Here is a 19,598-nt window from a genome sequence, read left to right on the forward strand (position 1 = left end):
CGTCTAAAATCTGGTAATAATTAATGAGCCGCCGACTTATCACCACCGCGCATTTTACCGATAATAGTAAAGATAGCAACAATGATAGCACCGATGATAAAGCCGATAACACCATTTAATAATGCGGTCGTTACGCTCTCAAATATACCCGTCAAGTGTGCCAAATCCTCTACGCCATGATGCAGAAAATCAATACCATGAACTAAGATGCCACCACCAACCAAGAACATAGCTAGCGTACCTGCAATCGACAAAAACTTCATAAGTTTTGGTGCAGCGGCAAACATAATTTTGCCAAGTTTTTGTTTGAACGTGCCCTCTTGCTCCATTAAGTGCAAGCCTGCATCGTCTATTTTGACGATACCAGCTACTAGGCCATAGATACCTATTGTAATCGCAACTGCGAGAATAGACAGCACCAAGCTTTGCTGCAACAACGTGGCACCAGCAGCAGAGCCCAAAGCGATGACGATAATCTCAGCTGACAAAATAAAATCTGTACGTATAGCGCCTTTGATCTTTTGTTTTTCAAAAGCGACCAGATCAACGGTTTCATCCGCATTAGCAGCGAGCCGTGCTTCGTGCTCCTCATCATGCGGCAGGGCATGGGGCCAAAACCTATGAATAACTTTTTCAGCGCCTTCATACACCAAGAATAGACCGCCACACATCAGCAAAAAGGTCACCAAAGGCGGATAAATAGCACTGATTAAGAGGGCAGCAGGCACCAAAATCAGCTTATTGATAAAGGAGCCTTTTGCCACCGCCCAAATAACTGGCAACTCGCGGTTTGCTTTGACGCCGCTGACCTGCTCTGCGTTAAGTGCCAGATCATCACCCAATACGCCAGCGGTTTTTTTGGCAGCGACCTTTGTCATGACTGACACATCATCTAATATCACGCTAATATCATCGAGAAGAGTTAGTAAACTGGCACCTGCCATGGACGTTCCTTAAAATATGAGAGTTAGATTAGAATTAAAAGTGCTGTAGCAGCGCAACACTCACGACATACACTTTTACTGATATGGTGCTTTTTAATCCTTTGTACTACAACCACATCGCTGTTTGCAACAGATTACCTAGGCACAAAGCGATATGACATAGTATAAATGTATCTAATAGCGGTAACTAAAGCGAGACACTGGGTACGATACTTGCAGGCAAAATACAATAGCCTTTAGTTTCAATAGATTAAACTATGCTAATATATTCCCTCTATTTTGTTTTTTGCAAGCGCTGTCTTTTGCAAGTACTGGGGCGGCTGTAATAATCGCTACAACCCCTTGTTCTCATAACTATTTACGACTGTTTTATACTTAATCGCCTAGGTCTATAGACCTACAGGACATCTCTATGAGCCTATTTTCTTTATCAACTCTTATCAAAGCTAAGCCATCTATGACTCAAAAATCTTTTGCTCAAAAAAATCTACCTGCCGCTATGGTGGCGGCGCTTTTGACAGTCGCTATCACGGGTTGTTCAAACAATACGGCTGATACTACTAATAATTCTAGCATCATTAGTAGCGCACAAGCGCAAGAGAGTCAAACGCCTATTGCAACCGATAGCGACGCCTCAGTCGTGCAAGCACTACAAAGCAACTTACAGACCTCTGGTATTGAAGGCACTATTATATCGGCTATCCCTACAGATATGGACGACATCTATTGGGTGACAGCTGAAGGCTTGCCAGCATTTTTTACCGATAAGGCGGGCAAGCATATCATTCAAGGGCAGATTGTCGCTGTGGGCGGCGCTGAACCTATCGACATTAGCGGCGCTCTCATTGCCAATTCAGCAAAACAGGCATTAGCCGCAGTCGATAAAAAAGATATGGTTATATTCCCTGCTACTGGGGAGACAAAATCTGTCGTTTATGCTTTTACTGACGCTGATTGTGGCTATTGCCGCAAGCTACATGAAGAGATGGCAGATATCAATGCGCGCGGTATTGAGGTGCGCTACCTAGCATGGCCGCGTAGTCAGGAGTCAGTCCCCAAGATGGAGTCTGTATGGTGTAGTCAAGATCGCAAAGCGGCAATGAATCAGGCAAAGATGGGCGCTAATGTACAAGCGCCAAGCTGTACTAACCCTGTAGCCGATCAAATGGCACTTGGCGCAAGACTTGGCGTACGTGGAACGCCCGCTATCTTTACCGAATCAGGTCAACAAGTGGGTGGCTACTTGCCCGCCGATCAGTTAGCGCAAGCGGTTGCCGCTGCCAATTAATCATCATCTATAAATGGTATACAATAGGCGTTATTAGCGCTCGTCGGTATGATACGATAGAGCCGCTAATCGCGCTAAAATAATACTTTTTTTAGTAGCATTATTTAGTTCTGTTTAATAACCTAAACCTACCTCTTGAGGATACTGTGAGTAAACCCATCAAATTAGCGATACTTGGCCTAGGGACTGTAGGCACTGGCGTAGTCCACCTAATCAACGACAACCTAAACGAGCTTAAACGCCGCAGCGGTCGCGACATTATTATTACCGAGGTCGGTACGCGCCGTCAGCGTGATGATATAGATAGCAGCATTACGCAAAATGCTGATCTGATGACGGTCGCTAGTAGCGATAATGTTGATATCGTCATAGAGCTCATCGGCGGTACTACCCTTGCCAAAGACGTCATTATGCATGCGATCAAAAACGGCAAGCATGTAGTGACCGCTAACAAGGCGCTGCTCGCAGAACACGGCAACGAGATTTTTGCTTTAGCAGAAGCAAACGGCGTACATGTCGCTTATGAAGCCGCAGTCGCAGGCGGTATACCGATTATCAAAGTTATGCGCGAGGCGCTCGCCGCTAATAGAGTAGATTGGCTTGCAGGTATCATCAATGGTACAGGCAACTTTATTATGACTGAAATGCGCGATAAGGGCCGCCCCTTTGATGACGTATTAGCAGAAGCACAAGCACTAGGTTATGCAGAAGCGGATCCGACCTTTGATGTTGAAGGTATCGATGCTGCGCACAAATTGGCGCTACTTGCCTCCATCGCCTTTGGTATTCCGCTACAGTTTGACAAAGTATACTGTGAGGGCATCACAGGTATCACCTTACAAGATGTTAATTACGCCGAAGAGCTCGGTTACCGTATCAAACATTTAGGTTTTGCAGTACGCCGTACAGGCGAGCAAGACAATGCAAGTCAGGGCAATGCAGATGAAGATAATGCCGGTATTGAGCTGCGCGTACACCCAACACTCATTCCACAAGATGCCTTACTTGCCAATGTCAATGGCGTCAAAAATGCCGTGCTAGTCAACTCGCACCCGCTGGGGCAAACCTTGTACTGTGGTGATGGCGCAGGCGCAGGCGCGACAGCCTCTGCGGTGATGGCAGACGTTATGGATTTGGTACGCGTTTTGGGCAGTAATGATGACTCAAATAGCGCTAACAACAGCCAATATGTTCCGCATTTGGCCTTTATTCCAGAACAGCTCTCTGATACGACAATACTACGTGCAGAGCAGATGACAACAGGCTACTACTTGCGTGTCCATGCTTTTGATCACCCAGGCGTGTTGGCCGATATCACTCGCATACTTAGTGATGCTGGTATCAATATCGATGCTATCTTGCAAAAGCCTGCGCATAAGTTAGGTCAAGTGCCTGTTATCATCTTGACTTTGCCTGTCGTTGAGTCGCAAATGAACGTCGCGATTGAAAAAATAGAACAGCTTGAATCTATCACAGATAAAGTGGTTCGTATTCGCCTTGATGAATTATCATAAATAATTAAATTAGTTTTGTGGCTGAGGCTTTTGGTCAAGATCAGTACCATTTAGCCCACTAGATAGTCAGCTTACTTGATTTACACTCAAGCGGTACGCATTATAATGGTACCGTTTTTTTAATAATATAAGTATAGGATAAATAAAATGTCAAATGACTCGATTGTAATTGTAAACGGTGCGCGCACCCCAATGGGCGGTTTTCAAGGCGCATTAAAAGACGTAAGCGCTCCAGATCTAGGCGCAGCTGTCATCAAAGCGGCGGTTGAGCGTGCTGGTATTAGCCCTGATAAAGTTGATGAAGTCATCATGGGTTGTATTCTAAGCGCAGGTTTGGGTCAAGGCCCTGCTCGTCAAGCGATGCGCAAAGCAGGTCTACCTGATGCTACTGGTGCCATTACTATTAACAAGCTATGTGGATCTGGTCTAAAAGCAGTCATGCAGGCGCATGATGGTATCAAGGCTGGCAGTATCGATATTGCAGTTGCAGGCGGTCTTGAATCAATGACGAATGCGCCCTATGTCATGTCTGGATCTCGTAGCGGCTATCGTATGGGGCATAAAGAAGTCAAAGATCATATCTTTATCGATGGCCTAGAAGATGCCGAAACGGGCAAATTGATGGGACATTTTGCGCAAGAAATGGCAAATGAGAAAGGCTATACTCGTGAGCAGATGGATGAATTTGCTATTGAATCGCTCAATCGCGCGCTTACAGCCATTAAAGACGGTCATTTTAAAGATGAGATCACGCCAGTGACTTTTGAGACCCGTAAAGGCGAGCAAACGGTCGATACCGATGAAGAGCCAGGTCTTGCCAATGCAGAACGTATTCCTACCTTGCGCCCTGCCTTTGCTAAAGATGGTACGATTACCGCCGCTAACTCAAGCTCTATCTCAGACGGTGCGGCAGCTGTGGTGCTAATGAAAGAGTCACAAGCGCAATCTGAAGGTTTAGACTTTCAAGCTCGTATTGTAGCGACCGCTTCTCACTCACGCCATCCGAGTGAATTTACTATCGCAAATATCGGCGCAATTAAAAATCTACTACCAAAGGCTGGCTGGAGCGTTGAAGATGTCGATCTTTGGGAGATCAATGAAGCCTTTGCTATGGTGACGATGGCCACTATGGACGAGTTCAATCTTGACCATGCCAAGGTTAACATTGAAGGCGGCGCTTGTGCACTTGGTCACCCTGTAGGATCATCAGGAGCACGTATTTTAGTAACACTTATCAATTCTCTAAAACGTACTGGTGGCAAAAAAGGCGTCGCTACTTTATGTATTGGCGGTGGTGAGTCTGTTGCAGTCGCTATCGAAATGGCATAACGTAAGCTACTTTAAAATTTAATGTCAAATTAAAAACCGCATGGGCTATAAGCTCATGCGGTTTTTTGTGGTCAAACTCCTCAGAATACTTGCATTTGTCTATTGTTGTAAAAAAGCGTTAATTTATACCCTAACCTTGTTATAGCTTTTACAGCCTATTACACGCTTTTACCTTGAGTGCACACTTTGCTACTTCATTTATATATCATAAGCTTAGGCCTATTGGTACTCTATTTACAGGTTGATGCAAAGGCTGACCTATTAGAGTTACGTTAATTTGTACATCTAATATATCGCATTATTTATCAGCCAATTAGCAATAAAGATAAGAAAAACCATACTGCTATTATCGTATTTAATAAAACGGTAAGCATTAACAGCAGGTATATATTGATGTTTTTAGCTTATGACTAATTTTAGTACTAAAGCTATCAGCACACTTTAATTTAATCACTCATACTAAAGGAAGATAATAATGAGCCAACTAATTCGTTTACAAGATATCCAAGCAACTCATCGTGACGTCATCGGTGATGATTACTATGACCCAACAGGCAAAACAGCCTACGGCGTCAATGAAGAAAAAATCGGTAAAATCGACGGTGCTCTAGTAGAAGATACTACGGGTCGCATTCGCTACTTAATTGCTGATGTAGGCGGCTGGTTTAGCTCAAAAGAAGTATTAATTCCAGCAGGTTTAGCTCGTATTGTTGGTGATGATGTCTTTTTCGATAGCTTAACGAAATCTCAAGTTGAAGCTATGGAAGTTTATGATCATGACTATCAGTATAGCTATAAAGAGCAAAACGAGAAAGACCGTCAAGCATTTGTTGCAGATACTATTCCTACCGAAGAGCGTATGGAAATAAATGAAACGGCTTACAATGCTCCAGACACCCTAGAGCTATTAGAAGAGCGTCTGACAGTCAATAAAGATCGTATCGTAGCAGGTCTAGTTAAAGTCGGTAAGCATGTTGTGACTGAAGAGCGTAACGTTGACGTAGAGCTAGAAGAAGAGCATGCTCATATCGAACGCACTAACGTAGATCGTCCAACAGATCGCCGTATCGGCGAAACTGGCACAACAGAGACTATCGCTGTAGAGCTAGAAGCTGAGCGTGCTCGCGTTGGTAAAGAGACGTACGTCACTGAAGAAGTTAACGTTGGTAAAACAACTGAGCGTCATACAGAGACTATCGTTGAGACTATTCAACGTGAAGAGTTAGACATTGACCGTGACGGTAATGTTGTAGACGGTAAAGGTAACTTGTACGAAGGCAATGACGTTACTGCTGACGATGTACGCCGTGCTCGTGGCATGTAATACGCAGAATAATTATAGTTTTATCGTTATAAACTATAATAACAAGCAGCTAAGTATATTTGCTTAGTCATTAAGGTCAGAGCTTGTCTCTGGCCTTTTTTGTGCCAAAGCATACAACCAAATCTAAGGTATAGTAGTAACTACTAACGACGATATAAATTATTACTCGATAAGGACTACGATTATGGACAACAACAATAGCAAAACTGGACAAATAAACGACGCAGCTGATCCTGCTATAAATGATCAATACACAGATCAAAACGATGTTTTAGATACGCAAGATGATGCAGTCGTTAGACAAGGCGTTGGACATTTAGAGCTTTTAGAGGAGCGCCCAGTCGTCAATAAAGAGCGTCTGGATGTCGGCAAAGTTACCGTGACTAAGCACACTCGTACCAAAACTATCGATGTCCCTATTGAGCTGGTTGAAGAGTACATCACTATCGAGACCCAACATCATGACGCGCAAAGCCAAGACTTGCTATCAGGCAGTTATGATGACAAAGATATATTGCGCCACGTTGAGCCTTCATTAGATAGTAAGGCGGTCATTACGATCAATGGCACACAAGTGGAGCTCGGTGACGCGCCCACTGAGATTATAATCTCTCGTCAGGTGGCAACGATTACCAAAGACACTTATGCGATCCAAGAAGTAGACGTCAAAAAGACCATTCATACGCATACTGACAATATTCAGGTTGAGCTTAAGCATGAAGAGCTAGATGTCACTGAAGAAGGGTTTTTGGCGCATGAGAGTTCACGTGTTAATCATAAGTCGTCGTAAATTACTTATTTAAACCTGCGCACAAATTTAAACCTGCGCACAAAAAAAGCAACGAGACGTTGCTTTTTTATTGGTTAAAGATAGTTCGTTTTATTCAGAGTCATTACACTCGTAAGTATCGATGCTCGCTTCATCACTGCTACTGTTGGTGCGCAGCACACCGGTTTCACGGGTCTGGTGAGCAGTACGCCACTGGGTATAACCCTGATTGCCACTTAGATCTGTACTAACTTCATAGGCTTCAGGATTGGTGCCTTCATTAGTTTTGTTTAGTGTTACTGTGCCCTTGTCTGTCTCTAACACCACTTGATTGTCTTCTTCTAGATAGGTCGCTTCAACCTTTAGCGTAGGAGCACATAGGTATGTTCTTTGCATGATATTGTCATCAACCGTTGCTACTGTATCCCCTTCTACTTCGTTTAAAGTAGCATCTGCAACGACTGCATCGTTTGGCTCAGCAGGTTCTGCGGACATAGGAGCTGCCTGCTCTTCGCTAATAGTATCCTCTAAACTAGGTTCAGGCTCAGGATCTTGCTGGCAAGCACTGAGACTTAGCATAGCTGCTAATAGACCTGTGACAACAAAGGAGGTACGGCTCTTTTTTAATGACTGAAACTTCATGATTTGCTCCTGATTTTGTATGCTAAATACTATAGCGTGTCCGCATATCTACGCCTATACGCAATTTGTAAGTAATAAATACAAAGATTATGTTTCAAAAGCACGACCGCTCTTTGATCCTTGTACTTTATAGCTATTGCAAAACGCAAAATGCCCATAGCTAATAAACTATAGACACTATTAAAATGATAGGCACTAATGAAATGATGGGCACTAATAAACAGGCACTCTCGTTTAAATAACAATCAGAGTATGTCAGCTGAACAGACCGTATCACCCAAGCAAGGGGCGATCAAATCTTGCCATGACATTGCTTATATTTGAGACCTGAGCCGCAAGGACAAGGCGCGTTACGACTAACATTCATACCTGCGTAAGGATTTGGCTCTGCCTCAGCACCGCTTACAGCACTAGCCGCCGCAGTACCGCCTAGATTGACGCGCATTTGACCATTGGCGCGTGCGCCTTGATTGACCTGATTTTGCTCATTGGTCGCTCTGCGCTCACCGCCACCGATGCCGCCTGCGTCATCGTGCTCAAACTGCATCTGCATGCGTTCAGCGTCCGCCCGCTTTTGCGCCTCTAGTGCCTCAAGCTCCTCTTTGGTTGGGATATGGACACGTGATAAGTCTTGTACAGTCTCAGATTTGATCGCCCCTAGCATCATTTGAAACAGCTCAAACGATTCTCGCTTATACTCTTGCTCTGGATTTTTTTGGGCATAACCACGCAAGTGAATGCCTTTACGCAGCTGATCCATTTGCGTTAAATGCTCTTTCCAGTGCTTATCTAGGCTCTGGAGCATAAAATGACGCTCGAGCTGAGCGGCGCTTTGTTCGCCCATTTGCGCGCGTCGACCACGGTAATGATCCAGCGCAGTTTGAATGATTTTTTCACGTAACGCCTCTTCATCAAGGCGGCGATCCTCATCCAGCCAGTCATTGATTGGCATATAAAGCTTGAACTCATCTTCAAGCTCATCCTCAAGCCCGTCAATATTCCACTGATCATCAATAGAGCCTGGCGGAATGAATTGACTGATCATAGCGTTGTACACGTCGTAATGCATCGCCTCAATCGCCTCTTGCAAATCCATATCTGCAAGCAAATCATCACGCTGGCTATAGATAACCTTACGCTGCTCATTGGCGACATCATCGTATTTGAGCAAGTTTTTACGCGCATCAAAATCGCGGCTCTCAACCTTACCTTGAGCATTTTCAATAGATTTTGACACCATCTTATGCTCGATGGCTTCATCTTCTTTGAGGCCCATAGCCTTCATCATGTTGACCACGCGATCGCCTGCGAAGATACGCATCAGATCATCCTCAAGCGATAAGAAGAAACGTGACATGCCAGGATCTCCTTGACGACCGGCACGGCCTCGTAGCTGGTTATCGATACGGCGTGATTCGTGACGCTCAGAGCCTACAATGTGCAAGCCGCCTGCTGCGACCACTTGATCGTGCTTGACCTGCCACTGCTCTTTTAGACGTTTCATCTCATCAGGGCTGACGTTGTCGATGTCCTCAATAAACGACTGCCAGTTACCGCCCAAGATAATATCAGTACCACGACCTGCCATGTTGGTCGCGATAGTGACCGACTTAGGACTACCTGCCTGCGCGATGATTTCAGCTTCGCGCTCATGCTGCTTGGCGTTTAGAACGTTGTGTTTGACGCCTTCTTGATCAAGCAAGTAGGACAACTCTTCACTGGCCTCAATCGTTGCCGTACCGACCAGTACTGGCGCGCCTTTTTCTTGAATGCCTTTAATCTCACGGATAATGCCTTGGTACTTACCCAGTTTGGTCAAAAATATCTGATCATCCATATCCACCCGCGCAATCGGCTTATGGGTTGGGATAACGATAACATCAAGATCGTAAGTGGATTTAAATTCTGCCGCCTCAGTATCAGCGGTACCTGTCATACCAGATAATTTGTCATACAAGCGGAAAAAATTCTGAAAAGTCGTCGTCGCCAGCGTTTGGTTCTCAGCTTGGATTTCGACGTTTTCTTTGGCCTCTACCGCTTGATGCAGACCCTCTGACCAGCGGCGACCAGGCATGGTACGCCCCGTGTTTTCATCAACGATGACTACCTCGCCTTCATCGACGATGTAATGCACGTTTTTGACAAAGATATGATGGGCGCGAATAGCGGCTTGTACGTGCGCGAGCAGCGGCAGACGACTTGGACTATACAGACTCTCTTCAGGTCCTAGCTCGCCCACTTCGATTAAAAAGCGCTCAATTTTCTCATAGCCTTTTTCGCTAATCTCAATTTGACGGTTTTTTTCGTCAATCCAAAAGTCCTCTTCTTCATTGTTCTTGTTCGCTTCTTCATTTTTTGAGCGAATGAGTACGGGAATAATCGTGTTGATCAGCGCATACATGCGTGAGGAGTCCTCGGCCTGACCTGAGATAATCAGTGGCGTACGCGCCTCATCGATCAAGATAGAATCGATCTCATCGATAATACAAAAATTGAGCGGACGTTGTTTTTTCTCGCCTAGACTAAACACCATGTTATCGCGAAGATAGTCAAAACCGTATTCGTTATTGGTACCATAAGTGATATCAGCTTGATAAGCATCGACCTTTTCTTGCGGCGGCTGCTGTGAGTAGATGACGCCAACTTTTAGACCCAAAAAATTAAACAAGGGACGGTTTAAATCGGCATCACGGGCAGCTAGGTAGTCGTTGACCGTAACTACGTGCACGCCTTTACCACTAATACCGTTAAGATAAATGGCTAAAGTCGCCATTAAGGTTTTACCCTCACCGGTTTTCATCTCAGCGATTTTGCCTTCGTGCAAGGTGATACCACCGATCAGCTGCACATCATAGTGACGCATACCTGTAATACGTAAGGATGCCTCACGGCAAACCGCAAACGCTTCAGGCAATAGCGCATCTAAGCTCTCACCCTTCAAAAATCGCGCTTTGAATTCTTCTGTTTTTTGTTGTAGCTCTTCATCAGACAAGGCTTGAATGCTCGCCTCGTGCGCATTTATTTTGCTAACCACGCGGCGCATACGCTTGAGCTCACGATCATTTTTGGTGCCAACCACACTGCCTACAATCTTTGATAACATAATTTTTGACCTATGGAAATATTCGATAATCAGCGCAAACAAATGGGTGCTCTATCGCTACTTGGCTTAATTTTACCTGAGTATGCTTTGCCTGACTAAGTACGACCTAATTTAAGTACGATTCAATATAAGTACCACCCAATTAAGTGTGCCGTCATTATATATGGTTATGCTGACGATGGATACAAGGGTGGAGCGTAGATTTGGCAACGCGAAAGGTGCGCTTGTCATGGTAAAATAGCGCCCAATATATAACAAATACTATTTAATTAAGAAATACAAAACTAAGAGATACGCTATGCCTGCTGCGCCGTTTAATCACACCAATGACTCAAATTCAAGCATGACCGAGCCCCTTATCATAGGGGATAGCGTCTTTGATTTGGCGCATCACACGCCAATGATGGTTCAATACCTAACAATGAAAGCCCAGTATCCGCATGCGCTCCTCCTCTACCGTATGGGCGACTTTTATGAGCTATTCTTTGACGATGCCAAACGCGCCGCGCAGATACTAGATATCACTTTGACTCGCCGCGGCACCGACAAAGCGGGCAACACCATTGCCATGGCAGGTGTGCCTTTTCATGCCGCAGATAGCTATATGGCGCGGCTGATTGCAGCAGGGCAAACGGTCGTCGTCTGCGAGCAAATTGATGAGGCGGCTGATAGTCAGGGCTTAAAAAATAGTAATGGCTCAAAAGATAGTAGTGGATCAAACCTACCAAGCGTCGGTGATAAAAGTAAAAAAAATAAGGCCAAAGGCGGCGGCATTATGCGCCGCGAAGTAGTCAAAACTCTCACCGCAGGGACAATCACTGATGACGCCCTCATCGCACCTAATCATACGCCAGCGGTCGTTGCTATCGATATCGCTAAAATAAAGAACAGCGCTCAGCCTATGCAAGCTGCGATCAGTCAACTGGACTTAGCGGCTGGAACATTGACCACGCAAACCATTGATGTTGATAAAGACAACCTCGATGAGCTACAAACACAGATGCTAACCATCTTGGCACGTTTTGCACCCAGCGAATGTATCATCAGTGAGGCTATCGATGAGACGTGGCTGGCATGGCTGCGCGCACGCCTTGATTGTCCCATTATCGAAGTTGCTGCCGCTGACTTTCATAAGCAACATGCACCAGCAACCTTGTGCCAGCAGTTTGCGGTTCAAAGCTTGGATGGTTTGGGCATCGGTGACGCGCCACTGGCGCAGTCCAGCTGCGCGGCGCTCATTCATTATGCTCGGCAAACGCAGCAGCGCCATGTACCGCAGGTCAACCAGCTCATTGTTGAATACATTGATGACTATTTGATTATTGATGCAGGCAGCCAACAAAATCTTGAGCTGTTCACTCCCGTCAGTAGTAACGGCACCTCTCTTATATCTGTACTTAACCACTGTCAAACACCGATGGGACGCAGATTGCTGGTGCAGCAGATGAAGCGCCCCCTACGTCAGCACGCGCGTATCAATATGCGCCTTGAGGCCATAGACAAGCTATTGGTTAATAATGAACGAACGACCGAGCAATCACGCTTTAAAAAACCTCTCGTCATCGCTCTACGTGAGACATTAAACAGTATTGGCGATATCGAACGCATCAGTAGCCGTATTGGTTTGATGAGTGCCAAGCCGCGTGATTTACGTAAGCTAGTGGATGGCATCAACAGTAGCGCTGAGCTAACTGGTCTGCTAAGTGATGCCAGTATTCATCATGAGGAGGCAGGTCTGCTCGCTATGCTCATACAACAATTGCCCGCACATCTACCAAGCGTACAAGAGGTTGCAGCCTTGATTGAACGCGCTATCATTACAGAGCCGCCCGCTCATATTCGTGATGGCGGTATGATAAAAGCAGGCTTTGATGAGGAGTTCGATAGGCTCACGCATCTGCATGACAATATTCAAACGACGCTCGATGACATGGTGGCGCGCGCCCGTATTGAGAACAAACTACCGAGCCTAAAGGTCGGCTATAACAAAGTTAGTGGCTTTTATTTTGAGTTGCCAAAAGTACAAGCGCTACAAGCACCCGCGCATTTTATCCGCAGGCAAACGCTCAAAAACAGCGAGCGCTTTATCACAGACGAGCTAAAGACGCTCGAAACCGAATATCTCAGCGCGCAAACTTTAGCGCTGGCACGCGAAAAGCAGCTATATCAAGCCCTGCTCACAACGCTGAGCTCGCATTTGCCAGAGCTGCAACAGCTGAGCGCCGCCATCGCGCAGCTCGATGTGCTCACTAACTGGGCGCATCTAGCGATAACTTATCAGTGGCAGCGCCCGATCATGAACCCTGATGGCAAATGTGATACTAATGCAAGCTTAACCAGTACCAATGAAAATACAACCCGTATCAATATCTCTCAAGGACGGCACGTCGTCGTCGAAGCCGCACTGAGTCAAAAAAACGGCGCGAGTACGGAACAAGCCAGCCATTTTGTCGCCAACGACTGTACGCTTGGTACCTTTGATCATCCTGAGCGATTACTGATGATCACTGGGCCCAACATGGGAGGCAAATCAACCTATATGCGCCAGACTGCGCTGATTGTACTCCTTGCGCATTGCGGCAGTTTTGTACCCGCCACAAGCGCGTATATCGGTGATATTGATCGTATCTTTACTCGTATTGGCTCCGCTGATGATCTAGCAGGCGGCAAATCGACCTTTATGGTTGAGATGATCGAAACCGCGACTATTCTTAATCAAGCCACTAACAAGTCACTAGTGCTGATGGATGAAGTCGGCCGCGGCACCGCGACGACAGATGGCCTAGCGATTGCTCATGCTTGCGTCAATAAGCTGCTGGATATCGGCTGTTTGACCTTATTTGCCACCCATTATTTTGAGCTGACGCAATTGGCTATCGAGGCTGGCAAGACTAGTGATGAGAGCCATAAAGATACCAATCAATCTGGCATTCGTAACGTTCATGTTGCTGCCAGCGAAGTCGATGGGCAGCTTTTGCTATTACATCAAATCCGCGAGGGCGCTGCCAGCTCCAGCTTTGGATTACATGTGGCCAAGATGGCAGGTATTCCTACGGCAGTATTAGAAGATGCCAAACGTTATTTAGCCAATAGCTTGACGCCTCATAAGCCCTCTTCTCAAAGTATGCCTGACAACACTAAAGGCAACACTCAAGGTGCTGATGACAAAAATGACTTAGCTAAGTCTGTAACCGACAAACGCGCCCGCAGCTACCTTGATAACGCTTATGACGCACCCTTACCCAATCACGATCAAACTCAGCACAATCAACAACAAAATCAGTTATTTAGCCTTTATGACGAGCTTGATGCGATCGATCCTGATAGCCTCACGCCCAAACAAGCACATGACTTACTCTATGAGCTCAAACAACGCAGTAGTCGCTAAAGACAATTGTTAAATGAGGATAAAAGCGCTAAAATACGCTTTATTTTATTTCCTTTTACTTCTTTATTTAAGCCGAATCAATAACAGGATTTCCTATGACCTTTGTCGTTGCAGATAATTGTATTCTTTGTAAACATACGGACTGCGTGGAAGTCTGCCCGGTGGACTGCTTTTATGAAGGTCCTAACTTTTTGGTGATCGATCCTGATGAGTGCATTGACTGCGCGCTATGCGAGCCTGAATGTCCTGCCAATGCAATCTTTTCAGAGGACGAAGTACCTAAGGGTCAAGAGGTCTTTATTGAGCTTAACGCTGAGCTGGCACAAAAGTGGCCAAACATCACAGAGATGAAGCCGCCAATGGAAGACGCCGAAAAATGGGACGGCGTTGAAGGCAAGATTCAGTATCTTGAAAAATAGCGTGTTTTGCTATAGATAATCCATTCGGTATTCATTAGGCTGTGGCTTTTGCTACAGCCTTTTTTTATTGAGAAACTTTTGATAAGCCATATTGTATTGTAGGGTGGGTTAGCAAAGCGTAACCCGCCAAACGTTATTCAAAATGAAATTATAGACATAGATAAATTTCGATCGTAATGATATTGTTTTATTATCATTAACTTTTTTGTAGAATCTATGAAAAACTATCGTAGAAATAGACAAGTCGGTGCAACTTACTTTTTCACGTTTTGTTTAAATGATAGACGCCGCTGCCTTTTGACCGACTACATCGATGAATTAAGACAGGCTTATAGTAAGACCCAATCAAAACTACCTTTTACTAGTGAAGCCATGGTAATACTGCCTGATCATATCCATGCGCTATGGACGATGCCTGACAATGATGATAATTATCCTGCCCGTATCAGGCTTTTTAAAAGTCACTTTAGTCGTCAACTCCCTCAATCGGTAAAGCAGACGGGCAGTATCAGTCGCATCAATCGTAAAGAAACTGGCGTTTGGCAACGTCGATATTGGGAACATACTATACGTGATGAGTTAGATTTTAATAACCATATGGATTATATTCATTTTAACCCTGTCAAACACAAGCTAGTAAGTTGTGCCGCTGATTGGGAATATTCTAGTTTTTTACGTGAGGTAAAAAAAGGGAGGTATGCTAAAGATTGGGCTACAAATGCGTTCGATGATAGCGATATTGGAGAATAGCCAAAGCTTTATCAAATACTCCTGTTATCGTCAATAAAGGCGGGTTACGCTGTTGCTAACCCACCCTACGATAGCTATATTGTCAAAGTTAATTTTTTGTAGGGTGGATTAGTTTTATCAAATTCTTAACGAAAATTTCGATAGAGTGTAACCTACCCTTTAATAATACTTAATAGGCGGGTTACGCTTGCGCTAACCCACCCTACGACAGATATATTTCAAAGTTAGTTTTTCGTAGGGTGGGTTAGTTTTACCAAACTCTGAACGAGAGTTTTTATAAAACGTAACCCGCCATTCAACGAATAGACTTATACGCTATCGTCCACCCTACACGTTCCTTTAGTCAAATATCTCACAACCGCTCAATAGAGCGATATAAATATCGATCGAGTCTCGGTACGTCATCAGTATGGACATGTTGATGTTTATTTAAAAACTCAGCTTGCGCAAGCTTTTGACTATCTGGACAAGCAAAATTACAAAGTATCAGGTTTTGTAAATTGCTGCTGTCGTTTTGAGTCAGGATATAAGCGGAATCGCCAAACACTTCAACCCAGTTCTTTAAGATGGTTTGGGTGTAGCCGTGCTCGCTATTGGGCATGCCAATGACGTTTGCCATAATGTATTGGCTATTGGCTTTAAACCCAGTCAGCGCCTCTAGGGTATATAAGTTACTCGCGACAAATCGCCCTTGAAAGGCATCAATCAGCATAAAGTCATAACGTGCTTGCGCGTTACGCGTCAAATAGCCGCGCGCATCATCGCCGATGAACTTGATATTGGACGCAATCGGTGCTTTTAAAAAGTGTTCTTCGATAATCTTAGGTAAGCCTTTGTCAATATCGATAACGGTCAGCGCCATATCTGGATTATGATGCGCCACCTCACTAGGTGTCCCCATACCCGCGCCGCCTAAGAACACAAGCGTCTCGGGTGCAATCTCATCGATAGCCTCTACGGTAACCTTGCCATACCAGTGACAGTTCTTTTTGGGCAAATATATCCAGCAGCTACTCGTTGACAGTCCAGGTTTATCAGTGATGGTCACTGCCAGCTGATGATCGATAACCGTCTGGTTGATAAACCAAGCGCCCGTCGCGGTCTGATAGCCTGTATCGGTTTTGTTCAACAGTATAAAGCCAGCGGTCATTACAAACGCCGATAGCGCTAACATATAGTTGAGCGTCGGCGCGGATGGGCTCGTAGACTCGTCGCTATGTATATGTATAGCGAGCTTGGTACATAGATAGCTACTGATCGCAAGGGCGGCGATAAATAGCGCCAAGCTACTCATCAGGCCAATATAAGGCAGTAGTATAATCGGCGTCAGCGTCGAGCCAAGCACACTACCGATGGTGGTAATCGCTACCATCATCCCCGCGTTCTTGCCTGCATCGACACTGCCATTATTGTCCAAGCTTTTATATTTCAATGATAAAAACTGGGTAATCAGTGGAATCGCGGTCGAGCCAAACGCTAACCCTACCCCGAATAATAACCCGACGCCGATAGCGGCTATGATGGGACTATCCGTGCTAGCAGTCATCACTGCCAGTAGTGGTAATTGAATAATACAAGCAATCGCGTGTGAAATGGCAGACAAGGATAAGACGTGTCCTGCCTTGAGTAGCGCTTGTCTTGGTGTATGGATATCTTGTGACAGGCGTCCGCCATACCAGTAGCCCACCGCGATAGCGATTAGCACCATTGCGAGGATGACACCAGTGATCGAGATCGACGAGCCGATATAGGTCGCGGAAATACGAATGGCATAGATCTCGATACCGAGACCGGCAAAGCCCTCTAGTAGCGCTATGACTAGACAGATACCCAAGACTTTGTTTTGCATAGCACGACTCATCAGCACAATATTTTGTGATGATTTTACACTATTCTGTGTGAGATGGGACGGTGAGTGATTTTGTAGAGATGAACAGAGTTATTTGAGATTTGAATTAAGGGATAACTCGACAAGGTGACCCATTGGGGATATCGCACTCTATACGAGCATTAGAAGGAGATTTTGCAATAGCTATAATTTTTTGTTGTGTAACTGACGTCCAGCCAATACCGTTAGTAATAGACTGACAAGAACTAATAACTGGTGCTCCTGGCAATGTACCTACCCTTGGATCGTTAATAGCGAGATAAACTTGTATACTATAGCTCCTCGCTTCTGACAAACAAGCATTACTGTACGCTCTGCCTACATAACTTTGATAGGCAGGAATAGCAATAGCTGCCAAAATACCAATAACAGCAACAACAATCATCAACTCGATTAAGGTAAAGCCTGATTGTTTTTCTGTATAATAACTTGAAGTTGGATACATATGAATGACAAACTCTATTATGTTCGTTTAGCTACTGCATTTGCTATCACCGCAAACACCTTATAATAATCGTTCCACACTTTGTACTTCAGGTTTGGGCATAAAAAAACCAAACAAGGCGTTTGGTTTCTTCATAATGAGTTGCATAGATTAAGTTGTAGCTGTTGCATTTAATTTACATTGACCTGAAGCTAAAGTGCATTCCACCTCTTTATTTTCACCGTTCTTAACTTCAGCAAATACTGCTGTAGCATTAGCTGCTGGTTCAGCAATGATGCAGTTAGCTGTATTGAAGTTTAATATAGCAGGCTTTTTACTTACTTTGGTATCATCTGTTGGAGCTGGATCGTTGAGATATAAGTTCAACTGACCAGTATAATTTTTAGTAGTTGCCAAGCACTGAGTATCAACAGAACGTTTAGTATAATTCTGATAAGCAGGAATAGCGATAGCAGCCAAGATACCGATAATAGCAACCACGATCATTAGTTCGATTAGGGTAAAACCTTTTTGAGCGTTCATAGGAACTCCTTTAGGGATAGTACGAAGATATCTTTATCTTCAGTTATAGGGGTAATGCTTTCTTATTATAATAGTTGCATGTAGCGTGCCAAGTTATAGCTCTATGCTCTTCTATGTATATATGTATTTGTCTTGAACGCTCTTAAATAGTCGTTAAATCAAAAATTTAAGTCTAGTAACATCGAAATACTACCCTATGTTACCCATTACTTACTCAAAATTGTCAGTACGGATAGTTGTCTTGTGTTTTGCATCCTATTTACTGACGTTTTTTGTCAATGACTTATTCATTATTGCCATTCGCTACCTGACCCGCAATAAGTCCCTCTACATTTCTCTCCAGTGCTATCTAAAGTCAGGCTACTATCGCCTGCCATGCGTGTACCTGTTATAGGGGCCGCCGTAACTGTCCAATCTTTACTAGTAAGGGTAGTTGCATCATTAGGCGTGACAGTAACAATATATAAAGCTGTACCCGATGATGGAAAATTCACGCTACCATCCGTAGCAGGTGTACCTGACAATACAGAGGATAGTGGAATTCTATCGTAACGCTTATAGTTGGTTTTACTCGACTCTATGCGGGTTGCAATCTGCTGCATCTCACTCATCATATCCGCGCGATTTGTACGCTCAACGTAGCCCTGATAACTAGGATAGGCAATGGCTGCCAATATACCAATGATGGCAACGACGATCATTAGCTCTATTAAGGTAAAGCCTGTCTGCGGCGCCGCCTTGATCGACGAGCTATGTGTAGTAGTACTATAGTAAATTACCATGTCGTCTGTCCCGTACCACAATCGGCATCCGTGATCTCAAAATCAGCACTGTTAGCGCAGCGTACGCCTTGGCTGGTTAGCATGAAGTTGTCTGCACCTACCATATCGATGGGCGTTGCTATCATAACCCAATTATTAGCGCGCCCGCCGCCTTGATGCAAGGTGCTAAAAGTCGTCGGTCCTGTCAGATGTCCCAGCGTGATCACATAACGCGGATTAGTAGTCGGTGAGTTTATCGCGCCCGTAGTATCGGCAATAGTATTAGGCTTAAAACCTTTATAGGTTAAGGCTTTGGCTCGCCACTGTTCAAGCTCATTACTCAGTGCGAGCATCTTGCTCTGCACATCGGCCTCCGCATTACGAATGATATAGGCGCGATAGCTTGGTATTGCGATGGCTGCCAATATAGCGAGTATGGCGACAGTAATCATAAGTTCTATAAGCGTAAAGCCTATTTGTCGTGTGCTCTTATCATTCATTTGTATAGCCAT

At 44.8% G+C, this 19,598-nt stretch carries 16 protein-coding genes; 8 read left to right on the forward strand and 8 right to left on the reverse strand.

Annotation, left to right across the window (positions count from 1 at the left end):
* Positions 1-20: 20 nt before the first annotated feature.
* Positions 21-944: a DUF808 domain-containing protein gene (locus tag ACTXGE_RS06040; RefSeq protein WP_443542408.1), complete on the reverse strand. Its 924-nt coding sequence runs from the start codon at positions 942-944 to the stop codon at positions 21-23.
* 457 nt (positions 945-1,401) lie between these two features.
* Here ACTXGE_RS06040 and ACTXGE_RS06045 point away from each other — a divergent pair, with 457 nt between their 5' ends.
* The 5 genes from ACTXGE_RS06045 (at position 1,402) to ACTXGE_RS06065 (ending at position 7,189) form a co-directional block, all read left to right on the forward strand.
* Positions 1,402-2,232 (forward strand): thioredoxin fold domain-containing protein, encoded by an 831-nt coding sequence (locus tag ACTXGE_RS06045; protein WP_443542406.1) that lies wholly within the window; start codon positions 1,402-1,404, stop codon positions 2,230-2,232.
* A gap of 146 nt (positions 2,233-2,378) precedes the next feature.
* On the forward strand, positions 2,379-3,746 hold the full coding sequence (locus ACTXGE_RS06050) for a homoserine dehydrogenase (RefSeq protein WP_317200735.1): 1,368 nt from the start codon (positions 2,379-2,381) through the stop codon (positions 3,744-3,746).
* Positions 3,747-3,893: 147 nt separating this feature from the next.
* Positions 3,894-5,075, forward strand: a complete 1,182-nt coding sequence (locus tag ACTXGE_RS06055; protein WP_317200734.1) for a thiolase family protein — start codon at positions 3,894-3,896, stop codon at positions 5,073-5,075.
* A gap of 475 nt (positions 5,076-5,550) precedes the next feature.
* Entirely contained in the window at positions 5,551-6,399 is an 849-nt protein-coding gene (locus tag ACTXGE_RS06060; RefSeq protein ID WP_317200733.1) for a PRC and DUF2382 domain-containing protein, read from the forward strand.
* A gap of 184 nt (positions 6,400-6,583) precedes the next feature.
* The gene (locus ACTXGE_RS06065) at positions 6,584-7,189 is read left to right on the forward strand and encodes a YsnF/AvaK domain-containing protein (protein ID WP_443542403.1); all 606 of its coding nucleotides are present in this window, start codon (positions 6,584-6,586) and stop codon (positions 7,187-7,189) included.
* A gap of 90 nt (positions 7,190-7,279) precedes the next feature.
* On the opposite strand, the gene ACTXGE_RS06070 is transcribed toward ACTXGE_RS06065, so the two are convergent.
* Together ACTXGE_RS06070 and secA are read right to left on the reverse strand one after the other, a co-directional pair.
* Complete coding sequence (locus ACTXGE_RS06070) at positions 7,280-7,810, reverse strand: hypothetical protein (RefSeq protein WP_443542402.1); 531 nt, start codon at positions 7,808-7,810, stop codon at positions 7,280-7,282.
* Positions 7,811-8,102: 292 nt separating this feature from the next.
* Positions 8,103-10,913, reverse strand: a complete 2,811-nt coding sequence (gene secA / locus ACTXGE_RS06075) for a preprotein translocase subunit SecA (RefSeq protein WP_443542400.1) — start codon at positions 10,911-10,913, stop codon at positions 8,103-8,105.
* A gap of 298 nt (positions 10,914-11,211) precedes the next feature.
* Here secA and mutS point away from each other — a divergent pair, with 298 nt between their 5' ends.
* The 3 genes from mutS (at position 11,212) to ACTXGE_RS06090 (ending at position 15,470) form a co-directional block, all read left to right on the forward strand.
* A complete protein-coding gene (gene mutS, locus ACTXGE_RS06080) occupies positions 11,212-14,301 on the forward strand; it encodes a DNA mismatch repair protein MutS (RefSeq protein ID WP_443542399.1) in 3,090 nt (1,029 codons plus the stop codon).
* A 95-nt stretch (positions 14,302-14,396) separates the two neighbouring features.
* Positions 14,397-14,720, forward strand: a complete 324-nt coding sequence (fdxA, locus tag ACTXGE_RS06085; RefSeq protein ID WP_317199484.1) for a ferredoxin FdxA — start codon at positions 14,397-14,399, stop codon at positions 14,718-14,720.
* Between the two features lie 216 nt (positions 14,721-14,936).
* The gene (locus ACTXGE_RS06090; protein WP_317199485.1) at positions 14,937-15,470 is read left to right on the forward strand and encodes an REP-associated tyrosine transposase; all 534 of its coding nucleotides are present in this window, start codon (positions 14,937-14,939) and stop codon (positions 15,468-15,470) included.
* A 352-nt stretch (positions 15,471-15,822) separates the two neighbouring features.
* Here ACTXGE_RS06090 and ACTXGE_RS06095 read toward each other — a convergent pair whose 3' ends face one another.
* The 5 genes from ACTXGE_RS06095 to ACTXGE_RS06115 form a co-directional block, all read right to left on the reverse strand.
* Positions 15,823-17,319 (reverse strand): fused MFS/spermidine synthase, encoded by a 1,497-nt coding sequence (locus tag ACTXGE_RS06095; RefSeq protein ID WP_443542397.1) that lies wholly within the window; start codon positions 17,317-17,319, stop codon positions 15,823-15,825.
* Between the two features lie 106 nt (positions 17,320-17,425).
* Positions 17,426-17,803, reverse strand: coding sequence for a pilin (locus tag ACTXGE_RS06100; protein ID WP_443542395.1), 378 nt, complete (start codon positions 17,801-17,803; stop codon positions 17,426-17,428).
* 150 nt (positions 17,804-17,953) lie between these two features.
* On the reverse strand, positions 17,954-18,325 hold the full coding sequence (locus tag ACTXGE_RS06105; protein WP_443542393.1) for a prepilin-type N-terminal cleavage/methylation domain-containing protein: 372 nt from the start codon (positions 18,323-18,325) through the stop codon (positions 17,954-17,956).
* Between the two features lie 290 nt (positions 18,326-18,615).
* Entirely contained in the window at positions 18,616-19,107 is a 492-nt protein-coding gene (locus tag ACTXGE_RS06110) for a type IV pilin protein (protein ID WP_443542391.1), read from the reverse strand.
* Positions 19,101-19,598, reverse strand: a complete 498-nt coding sequence (locus ACTXGE_RS06115) for a type IV pilin protein (protein ID WP_443542389.1) — start codon at positions 19,596-19,598, stop codon at positions 19,101-19,103. The genes ACTXGE_RS06110 and ACTXGE_RS06115 overlap by 7 nt, the downstream gene beginning before the upstream one ends.

Origin of the sequence: Psychrobacter sp. T6-4 (assembly GCF_052258425.1) — a bacterium.
Taxonomy (GTDB): Bacteria; Pseudomonadota; Gammaproteobacteria; order Pseudomonadales; family Moraxellaceae; genus Psychrobacter.

Excerpts from the sequence above, each read along its gene's own strand:
- ACTXGE_RS06040 (WP_443542408.1), bottom strand. The coding sequence starts at position 944 with ATGGCAGGTGCCAGTTTACTAACTCTTCTCGATGATATTAGCGTGATA.
- ACTXGE_RS06045 (WP_443542406.1), top strand. The coding sequence starts at position 1,402 with ATGACTCAAAAATCTTTTGCTCAAAAAAATCTACCTGCCGCTATGGTG.
- ACTXGE_RS06055 (WP_317200734.1), top strand. The coding sequence starts at position 3,894 with ATGTCAAATGACTCGATTGTAATTGTAAACGGTGCGCGCACCCCAATG.
- ACTXGE_RS06060 (WP_317200733.1), top strand. The coding sequence starts at position 5,551 with ATGAGCCAACTAATTCGTTTACAAGATATCCAAGCAACTCATCGTGAC.
- ACTXGE_RS06065 (WP_443542403.1), top strand. The coding sequence starts at position 6,584 with ATGGACAACAACAATAGCAAAACTGGACAAATAAACGACGCAGCTGAT.
- ACTXGE_RS06070 (WP_443542402.1), bottom strand. The coding sequence starts at position 7,810 with ATGAAGTTTCAGTCATTAAAAAAGAGCCGTACCTCCTTTGTTGTCACA.
- secA (WP_443542400.1), bottom strand. The coding sequence starts at position 10,913 with ATGTTATCAAAGATTGTAGGCAGTGTGGTTGGCACCAAAAATGATCGT.
- mutS (WP_443542399.1), top strand. The coding sequence starts at position 11,212 with ATGCCTGCTGCGCCGTTTAATCACACCAATGACTCAAATTCAAGCATG.
- fdxA (WP_317199484.1), top strand. The coding sequence starts at position 14,397 with ATGACCTTTGTCGTTGCAGATAATTGTATTCTTTGTAAACATACGGAC.
- ACTXGE_RS06090 (WP_317199485.1), top strand. The coding sequence starts at position 14,937 with ATGAAAAACTATCGTAGAAATAGACAAGTCGGTGCAACTTACTTTTTC.
- ACTXGE_RS06095 (WP_443542397.1), bottom strand. The coding sequence starts at position 17,319 with ATGCAAAACAAAGTCTTGGGTATCTGTCTAGTCATAGCGCTACTAGAG.
- ACTXGE_RS06100 (WP_443542395.1), bottom strand. The coding sequence starts at position 17,803 with ATGTATCCAACTTCAAGTTATTATACAGAAAAACAATCAGGCTTTACC.
- ACTXGE_RS06105 (WP_443542393.1), bottom strand. The coding sequence starts at position 18,325 with ATGAACGCTCAAAAAGGTTTTACCCTAATCGAACTAATGATCGTGGTT.
- ACTXGE_RS06110 (WP_443542391.1), bottom strand. The coding sequence starts at position 19,107 with ATGGTAATTTACTATAGTACTACTACACATAGCTCGTCGATCAAGGCG.
- ACTXGE_RS06115 (WP_443542389.1), bottom strand. The coding sequence starts at position 19,598 with ATGGCTATACAAATGAATGATAAGAGCACACGACAAATAGGCTTTACG.